This window comes from Roseibium sp. (assembly GCF_025698965.1).
GTDB lineage: Bacteria > Pseudomonadota > Alphaproteobacteria > Rhizobiales > Stappiaceae > Roseibium.
Genome location: NZ_JAILWL010000467.1, coordinates 1 through 5,076 on the forward strand (window position 1 = coordinate 1; position 5,076 = coordinate 5,076).

At 56.0% G+C, this 5,076-nt stretch carries 6 protein-coding genes; 4 read left to right on the plus strand and 2 right to left on the minus strand.

The window, feature by feature from the left end:
• The 3 genes from K5905_RS27170 to K5905_RS27180 form a co-directional block, all read left to right on the plus strand.
• Window positions 1-498, plus strand: a 498-nt coding sequence (locus tag K5905_RS27170; protein WP_297590145.1) for an aconitase family protein, incomplete at its 5' end; no start/stop codon positions are given.
• Entirely contained in the window at window positions 499-1,104 is a 606-nt protein-coding gene (gene leuD, locus K5905_RS27175) for a 3-isopropylmalate dehydratase small subunit (RefSeq protein WP_297590148.1), read from the plus strand.
• A gap of 18 nt (window positions 1,105-1,122) precedes the next feature.
• Window positions 1,123-2,007: a LysR family transcriptional regulator gene (locus tag K5905_RS27180; RefSeq protein WP_297590151.1), complete on the plus strand. Its 885-nt coding sequence runs from the start codon at window positions 1,123-1,125 to the stop codon at window positions 2,005-2,007.
• A 253-nt stretch (window positions 2,008-2,260) separates the two neighbouring features.
• Here K5905_RS27180 and K5905_RS27185 read toward each other — a convergent pair whose 3' ends face one another.
• Window positions 2,261-3,205 (minus strand): alpha/beta fold hydrolase, encoded by a 945-nt coding sequence (locus K5905_RS27185; RefSeq protein WP_297590154.1) that lies wholly within the window; start codon window positions 3,203-3,205, stop codon window positions 2,261-2,263.
• A gap of 186 nt (window positions 3,206-3,391) precedes the next feature.
• Between K5905_RS27185 and K5905_RS27190 the strand changes: the two genes are divergently transcribed.
• Window positions 3,392-4,111 (plus strand): YafY family protein, encoded by a 720-nt coding sequence (locus K5905_RS27190; protein WP_297590157.1) that lies wholly within the window; start codon window positions 3,392-3,394, stop codon window positions 4,109-4,111.
• Window positions 4,112-4,316: 205 nt separating this feature from the next.
• Here K5905_RS27190 and K5905_RS27195 read toward each other — a convergent pair.
• A partial coding sequence (locus K5905_RS27195) for a DUF3883 domain-containing protein (RefSeq protein WP_297590160.1) occupies window positions 4,317-5,076 on the minus strand: 760 nt, incomplete at its 5' end.

The following is a 5,076-nucleotide window of genomic DNA, read 5'->3' on the forward strand; positions in this document are numbered from 1 at the left end:
ACGAGCAGCCAATCCACTCCGAAAGCCAAAGCGGCGCTGGAACGCGCACTGCACTACATGGGTCTGACGCCCGGACAACCAGTGCGGGACATCCCGATCGATGGTGCGTTCATCGGATCGTGTACCAATAGCCGGATCGAGGATCTGCGCGCCGCAGCCCTTGTCCTGAAAGGGCGCAAGGTCGCCGAGGGCGTCAACGCGATTGTTGTGCCGGGCTCTGCTCTGACACGGCTTCAGGCCGAGGCGGAAGGGCTCGATGACGTGTTCATCAAAGCGGGCTTCGACTGGCGGCCTGAAAGCGGGTGTTCGATGTGCCTGGCCATGAATAACGATATCGCCATGGACGGAGAACGGATCGCCTCTTCCACCAATCGCAATTTCGAAGGCCGCCAGGGTCGGGGGGCGCGCACCCATCTGATGAGCCCGGCCATGGTGGCCGCTGCGGCTGTCGCGGGTCGCCTGACCGACGTGCGCGACTATCAGTTGGAGACCGTGTAAATGCCAAAGACAGTCTCAGGCCGGGCCGCACCGCTTCCGCTGGCGAATGTCGATACCGACGTGATCATGCCCAAGCGCTTTCTGATCACGATCACCCGCGAGGGGTTGGCGGACGGCACTTTCGCCGATTTGCGCTTTGATGAGGCAGGGAACACCCGCCCCGACTTCATTTTGAACCAGGCGCCCTGGTCCCAGGCCACTATCCTGATCGTGGGAGACAATTTCGGCTGCGGCTCCAGCCGCGAACACGCGGTCTGGGGTATGCGGCAGCTGGGGATTGAGGCCTGCATTGGCACGGGTTTCGCGGGGATCTTCTTCGACAACGCCCGCAAGAACGGGCTTACGCTGCCCGTCGTGTCTCCTAACGCACGGGATGCGCTGCTGCAACTGGCCGGCAACGAACCGGGTGCCGAGATATCGATTGATATCGAGCGTCGCGTGATCTCGGTCGGCGAAATGATCGTGCCGTTCCGGATGGACGATTCAACCCGCTCCGCCCTGATCCGCGGCGGCGATGACACGCTGGATACACTGACATATGCTGACGCCATCCGTGCCTTCGAAGCCGGGCTGGATGAAACAATGCATGTCAGTGTCATCAAATGAGCGGAAGGGAAAACCGGATTGGACATCAGACAACTGGAATGTTTCGTCGCTGTTGCGGAAGAACTTCATTTCCGCAAAGCCGGTGAGTGTCTGGGTCTCAGCCAATCCGCGCTGTCCGAACGCATTTCTGCCCTTGAACACGAGCTTGGCGCACGGTTGTTTTTTCGAACCACGCGTCAGGTCAGCCTGACGCAGGCCGGGGCGGAATTCGTTCAGGACGCCAAGAAAATTCTCGCCGATATCGAAAGATCGGTGTCCAACGTTCGCCACACCGCCGATTCAGATCTGCGCCACATTCGGGTCAGCGGCGTGGATGAGGCAATCTCGATGCTGTTGCCCAGGGTACTACTCGCGTTTCGCAAAACCGACCCGCATGTCCATGTCCAGGTGCTGGAAATCTCGTCTTCTGAACAACATTCCCAAGAGTTGATCGGTCATCGGACCGATGTGGCCTTCGTGCGGACACCTCAGCAAGACGAGTTCATTACGAGCGAGTTTTTATATCGTCAGCCAGTCGTGGTTGTGCTTGCCGATACAAACCCTCTTTCAGGTTCTGCCTCCCTTTCCGCATCCGATATCGCCGACCAGCCGATCGTCGGTTATCCAAAACACGCGCGGCCAATTCTGCACGAGGTGCTTTGGAGCGGTTTCCGGCAGATTGGCGCCCAACCGAACATTGTCTGCGAGATCATCGACAAATCAACACTGCTTCAATTTGTAGCCCACGGGCTTGGCATCGCGCTGGCACCTGCATGGGTCCGGAACATCGCCCCTCCGGGCGTCACCTTCGTCCCGTTTGAGCCGTGCGACAACCAAATCGAGCTATACGTTGCGTTTCGGAAATCCGGAAACTCTGACACCGTGGAAAGGTTTGTGGACATCGTCAGAACGACCGCTGACTGATTATGTGCGCCGCTTGCCACGTTGGCGATATCAGCCGCATGCGCCGCTTCCCAAAAGAACGACCCGCGATGTGGCAAACCGCCGATATCAACTGCGCACCCGCTGCGTACGAGCGCCCGCTTTCGGTCCCAAACCGACACTCGCCCAAATGGCAGCACAGCCCACATTGGCCACTAAACAGTCACTCGTTGCACTACGGTCAAACGTCAGACTTGGCTGGAGGACACAGGCAGGTTTTGAAAATCTCCAAGCGCTAGGTCGCGTTTTTTTGGTCCAGCCAGTTCAAAATCGCCTGGGCTGTCTCTTCCGGCTTTTCCTGCTGTATCCAATGGCCGCAATCCAGGGTGACCACCTCGACGTTTGGGACAAAGTCACTCAAATTGGGGGACTTCGGCACCAAGTCGCGATCGCCGTAAATCATCAGAGCAGGGTGTTGGATGACAGGGTTGATCTTCGCCAGAAGATGCCAGTTGCAGTCGAGGTTTCTGTACCAATTGATGCTGCTCGTGAACCCTGAGGTTTCGAATGCCGTGTCGAAAACGGCCAACTCGCGATCACTCATGAGAGGCTCACCGGCAGATGTTTCAGCCATGGCAAGATTGATCATGGCCATCCCCGGCTCTGGCGCTTTTATTGGTTCGTTCTTGCGATACAGATTGCGCAGGAACTGCAGCCTGTTTCTGTCCAATACCGCATCTGCTTCGCCTGGGTGCCGGTTGAAATGCACGATGTATTGGTCGCTTCCCAAAAAGCTCTCAATGAAGTCCACCCAGGGGATTTCACCACGCTCCTGGTATGGCAAGCTGAGCGCGACCACCTTGTTCACACGGTCAGGATGCAGCAACGCAAGGTTCCAAACGACATTTGCCCCCCAATCATGGCCAACAAAGGTGGCGTCGTCATAACCAAAGTGATCAAGGAGAGCGACAAGGTCACCGGTCAGGTGGCTGATGTCATAGGCCGCTACCTCCGCCGGCCGCGAAGAATTGCCGTAGCCGCGCTGGTTGGGAGCGATGACATGGTATCCCGCGCTTGCGAGCGCGGGTATCTGATAACGCCAGGAAAACGCGTGTTCCGGCCAACCATGACAAAGCACAATTGGTCTTCCCGAATTTTCTTTTCCAGCTTCAAAGACTTCCAGTTTCACGCCGTTTACAGAGATCGTTATGGGTTTGGGAAAATCTGCAGGATCAAACACTTATCTTCCTTTTGAGCTTTACAGGGCGACTGGGCAGCACCCCCACAGGTGTTGCGTTAAACGTCCCGTCCAATGGGTCCGAGGGCGCGCGTCGCAAATCCCGAAAGTCCTTGCTGACGCCGACAGCTGCTGCTTAAAATCAAATAGGGTCAAATTCTGGCACCTTTAATTGATAGCTCTACGAAAATGAACGTTCGCCTCAGACAGGACGCCATCGTGCGCAGTCTCCGCCGCAGCGGGACCTCAACAATTGCCCAACTTGCAGCAGAGGTTGGGGCATCACGACGCACGATGCTGCGTGACATCAGCGCATTACGCGATCAGGGCTTTGTCATTCATGCCGAGCCCGGCCGTGGAGGGGGCCTGCAACTTGATCCGCAATCCGTTCAGACAACGGCGCGTCTCGCGGTCACGGAAGTCTTTGCGCTTTTGATAAGTGTGGCCTCCATGCGTGCAGCCGGAAACCTTCCGTTTCTGGATCTCGCAGATTCCGGCCTCGCCAAAATCGAGAAGGCCTTGCCGTCGGACAAAATCCGAGATTTGCGGCGCTTTCTGAATTGTTTGTATGTCGGGCAACTCGCTCCGCAGGTGGACATATCCAACCTGGGTACAATGGACCCTGCATTGCTACCGGCATTCGAGACAGCATTTCTCCGGTGTCTACACCTTCGCTTTCAATACCGCGACGCGAAAGGAACACAGAGCAGTCGATACGTCGAACCCCAAGCAATGTTGATCTTGCCTCCACTTTGGTACCTGGTGGCCTGGGATCCCGCTCGAGAAGATTTCCGACATTTTCGCATGGATCGGATCAGTGAACCGGACTACGTCGAAGGTGCAACTTTTCGGCGAAGAAACGTCGTTTTCCAAGATGGCGTGCGGCCAATAAAACAATCTCCGCGCTGAAATTTTCGCATGGGACCCGCTTCGCGTTCCGGTTATTGTGTCCACGTGATTGTGGCCACAAACACGAATGACTTCACGCCCACACTCACAATCCCATCGCGAGCGGGACCGCAGAAAACTGATGGATTGGCTCTAGACAGTCGGTCTCTACGCCACGATCAAACGCCAGCCCAGGCTGAAACCGTTCGTTCAACTATCACTCTACTCATCCAAAACTCGCCTGAAAATCTGTTGCAGTCAGTGCAACATGCGCCTCAAGCGGTGGCCGCAATTCAAAGGCCTTGGGGCTTTGCGCAAATTCGTAGAGGCGAAAAAGATACCAGTCGTTCTGCCGAGTTTCTGCAACATCCAATTCGTTGCGGGAGATGTGAAACGGCGTGCGCTCCCAACCATTCGTTGTTTTCACTTCGATTAAACGATCCTTGCCTTCCGGAGTGAAACTTAGAATGTCGTAACCGGCACCATCACCATCCTCTTGTGAAACCCAGCGAACACGACTCGCCAGATCGTTACGACCTTGATGCTGAAGCTGGGTGCGCTCTCGATGAAACACCAGTTCTTCCCCTGCCTTCCCCAAAGCCCTGTTGTTTTCATCGCGGCTGGCAACATCAAACCTTCGAGCAACGGCCTCAAGCTTTTCGGCTTCTTCTGGTGGTGGCGCATTCCTGAGTGTCGGAGCGATTCCAACGAACAATGCGGGAGCCTCAGCCAATTCGAATGGCCGTTCACCCTTTAGGGACAACTCCCAGTCCGGGTGTTGAGCAAGCCACCGCAAGATCGATTCTGCAAGCGACATCTGAAAATTGAAACGGGGTTGATAGCCTTTGATTATCGGAAGACCTAAACTTCTTGCCGCTGCCGAGATATTGCTTAACTTGAACTCAATCGCCCCGCGGCTACGTCCAATCTGCTCCTGAAGCAAACGGATCTGAGCCGCTTTGACGTACGTACGCCCCGAAAGCTCA

Coding starts and splice junctions, on each gene's coding strand:
- leuD (WP_297590148.1), top strand. CDS start 499: ATGCCAAAGACAGTCTCAGGCCGGGCCGCACCGCTTCCGCTGGCGAAT.
- K5905_RS27190 (WP_297590157.1), top strand. CDS start 3,392: ATGAACGTTCGCCTCAGACAGGACGCCATCGTGCGCAGTCTCCGCCGC.